This window comes from Mycobacterium sp. NPDC051804, from assembly GCF_044452905.1.
Taxonomy (GTDB): Bacteria; Actinomycetota; Actinomycetes; order Mycobacteriales; family Mycobacteriaceae; genus Mycobacterium.
This window is the reverse complement of the sequence record NZ_JBITCD010000017.1, coordinates 1-2,836: the sequence shown is the minus strand read 5'-3', so window position 1 is coordinate 2,836 and position 2,836 is coordinate 1. Positions and strand designations below refer to the sequence as shown.

General features: G+C 73.9%; 1 protein-coding gene. It reads left to right on the top strand.

Translation table 11 applies throughout. The features are described from left to right. Positions 1–2,339: PE family protein (locus tag ACIA48_RS30220; protein ID WP_396739998.1), on the top strand; the 2,339-nt coding region annotated here is incomplete at its 5' end. Positions 2,340–2,836: the final 497 nt, after the last annotated feature.

The window sequence follows — 2,836 nt, the reverse complement described above, 5'->3', positions numbered from 1 at the left end:
CAGGCGGCGCCGGCGGAATGCTGATGGGCAACGGCGGCAGAGGCGGCGACGGCGCACATGCCCTCACCAACGGCGCTGCCGGCGGAGCCGGCGGGACCGGCGGCGCCGCAGGCCTCCTCTACGGCACCGGCGGAGCCGGCGGCAACGGCGGCAACGGCGCCGTCGGCGTCGACGCGCCCTCCGACGTCCTTGGTGTTGACGGCGGCACCGGTACACCCGGCGGGGCCGGCGGCGCCGGCGGGGCTGGTGGTCGCGGCGCGCTGCTCTTCGGCAGCGGCGGAGCCGGCGGCAACGGAGGTGTAGGCGGGTTCGGCGGCAGCGGGGGCCGTGGTACCAACGGCGCCGAGGCGCAGACCGCCGGTGCGACTGCTGGCAATGGCGGAAGGGGCGGAGACGGCGGCGCGGGCGGAGCAGGCGGGGCCGGCGGTAACGGCGGCGGCAGCGGTTTATTCGGTACGTCGGGCGTCAACGGGAACGGCGGCGGCGGCGGCGCGGGCGGCGACGCCGGGGCACCCGGTAACGGTGGCAGAGGCGCAGACGGTGATCGCACCCACTTCGACGGCGGGGCAGGCGGAAACGGCGGTGATCCCGGCCGGGCCGGAGCCGGCGGGGTGGGCGGCGCGACCGGGCGCGGCGGCAGGAGCGGTAGCCCGGGCGCCGACGGTATGACTGGCCTCGCGGTGACCGGCGGCGGCAACGGTGGCAACGGCGGCAACGGTTTCAGCCCCTTCGACCTCCTCAACCCCTCCGGTGCGGACGGCGGGGCCGGCGGCGCCGGCGGCAACGGCGGCACGGTCGGCAACGGCGGCGATGGGGGCAATGGCGCTCACGGCGCCAACGGCGCCAACGGGTCTCCGGATGCCGGTCTCGACGGCAAGAGCGGTTTGCCCGGCGGCGAAGGCGGTGCCGGCGGAGCCGGGGGTCTCGGTGGCTCGACTTCGGGCAACGGCGGAGCCGGCGGCCGCGGCGGAGGCGGCGGCGACGGCGGCAACGGAAGCAACGGTCGCAACGGCGTGGACGGCGTGATCGGTATCAACGACGGCGCCGGCCAACGGGGCGGCCATGGCGGTAACGCCGCGGCCGGCGGTGACGGCGGGGCCGGGGGCAACGGCGGCGCCGCTCTGGGGACGGGCACCGCCGGCACAAATGGCAACGGCGGGGCAGGCGGAAAAGGTGGAAACGCAGGGGCGCCCGGCAACGGCGGCAGGGGCGCCGACGGCGACAGCACCCACATCGACGGCGGGGCAGGCGGAGACGGCGGTAGCGACGGCGCCGGCGCGTTCGGGGGCAACGGCGGTGCGCCCGGAGTGGGCGGCATCGGCGGCAGCCGTGGCGCCGATGGCCCCAGCGGCCTGTTGGTCATCAGCGGCGGCAACGGCGGCAACGGTGGCCACGGCTTCAGCATCACCACCCTGGGCATGGACGGTGGGGCCGGAGGGAGGGGCGGCGACGGCGGCGCCAAAGGCAATGGCGGTAACGGTGGCAACGGAGGCACGGGCGCGACCGGAAAGACCGGCGTCAACCCTCCGCTACGGGACGCTGCACCCAGCGGTGCCACGCCCGAACGCGTTCATCAAGCCGTCGGTGCCATCTACGGCGCTCCCGGTGGTGACGGGGTCAACGGCGGGATAGCGCAGCCCGGCGCCAATGGCGGCGGCGGCCAGGAAGTCTCCGCCGGCGCAGGCGACGCCCAAGGCGGCCCCGGTGGCCGCGGCGGGGACGGCGGTTTCTTCGCCCCTGGAGGCTACGGCGGCAACGGGGCCGACGCCCTGGTCAACCTCGGCATTGTGTACGGCGGCCTCGGTGGTGCCGGCGGCACTGGCGGTGAGGGTGCGGTCGGGGGTACCGGCGGAAGAGGTGGTGCCGGAGGCGCCGGAGGCAACGGCGGGCAGATATCCGGCATCGGCGGCGACGGCGGCCTCGGCGGCAAGGGTGGTCAGGGCGGCACCGGCGGTCAAGGCGCTCAAGGCGGCAACGGCGGCAACGGCGGAATGGCCGTGTACCAGGACAACAACGTCAGCAAGGGATACGGCGGAAACGGCGGCGACGGTGGCGACGGCGGCAGGGGCGGGTACGGCGGAACAGGTGGAGACGGCGGCGCCGGCGGAGCCCCAGGTGTCGCGCCGGGTGCGGGCACCAGCGGCACCGGCGGCCAGGGAGGGTCAGCAGGCGCAGCCGGACAGGGCGGGCTCGGCGGCGTCGGCGGCCAGGGCGGCGACAGGGGGGTGGCCATAAACCGCTTCGGTTCGCACAACAACGCCGGCGATTTCGGCGATAGAGGCAACACGGGCGCGCTCGGCGGGATTGGACAACCCGGCGCTCCAGGCCAGGACGGCTAGCACCCGGGCCGCTACACGGTGGCTGACCGCCGTTGTTATTGGCTTGTAACGCAACGGTTTTGGTGGCGCCCGCTGCGCCTGGCGCTGCCTCGGCGCTGGTCGGGGAAGTGTCCGGCAACTGCGGCCGAGGTGCAATGGAGGCGCAATCTAGCCGCTCTGAGCAGGGATGATCGCGAGCGAATCGGACATCCTCGGACGACTAGGAAAACCCCGATTTCGGCGTCAAGTCAGCTTCCCAAGCTGGATCTTCGGGTTCGATTCCCGTCATCGGCTCCGTAACGCAGCGCTCGCAGGAACCCAACGCAATGGTTCGACGGCACCGTCATCCCGTTTCGGTCCGTAAGACCACACCCCGGGCCAGTGTCATGGGCGGGTGAGGGTGTGGCCGTGGGAGCTACCCGTCATGCTGGGCCGATCTCTTCGATGTCGCGTCCGTTGAGGAAATTGAGGTGGCGGCGACAGGCCGAGATGGTGTTGATGGCCGCTGAGTGTCTGCG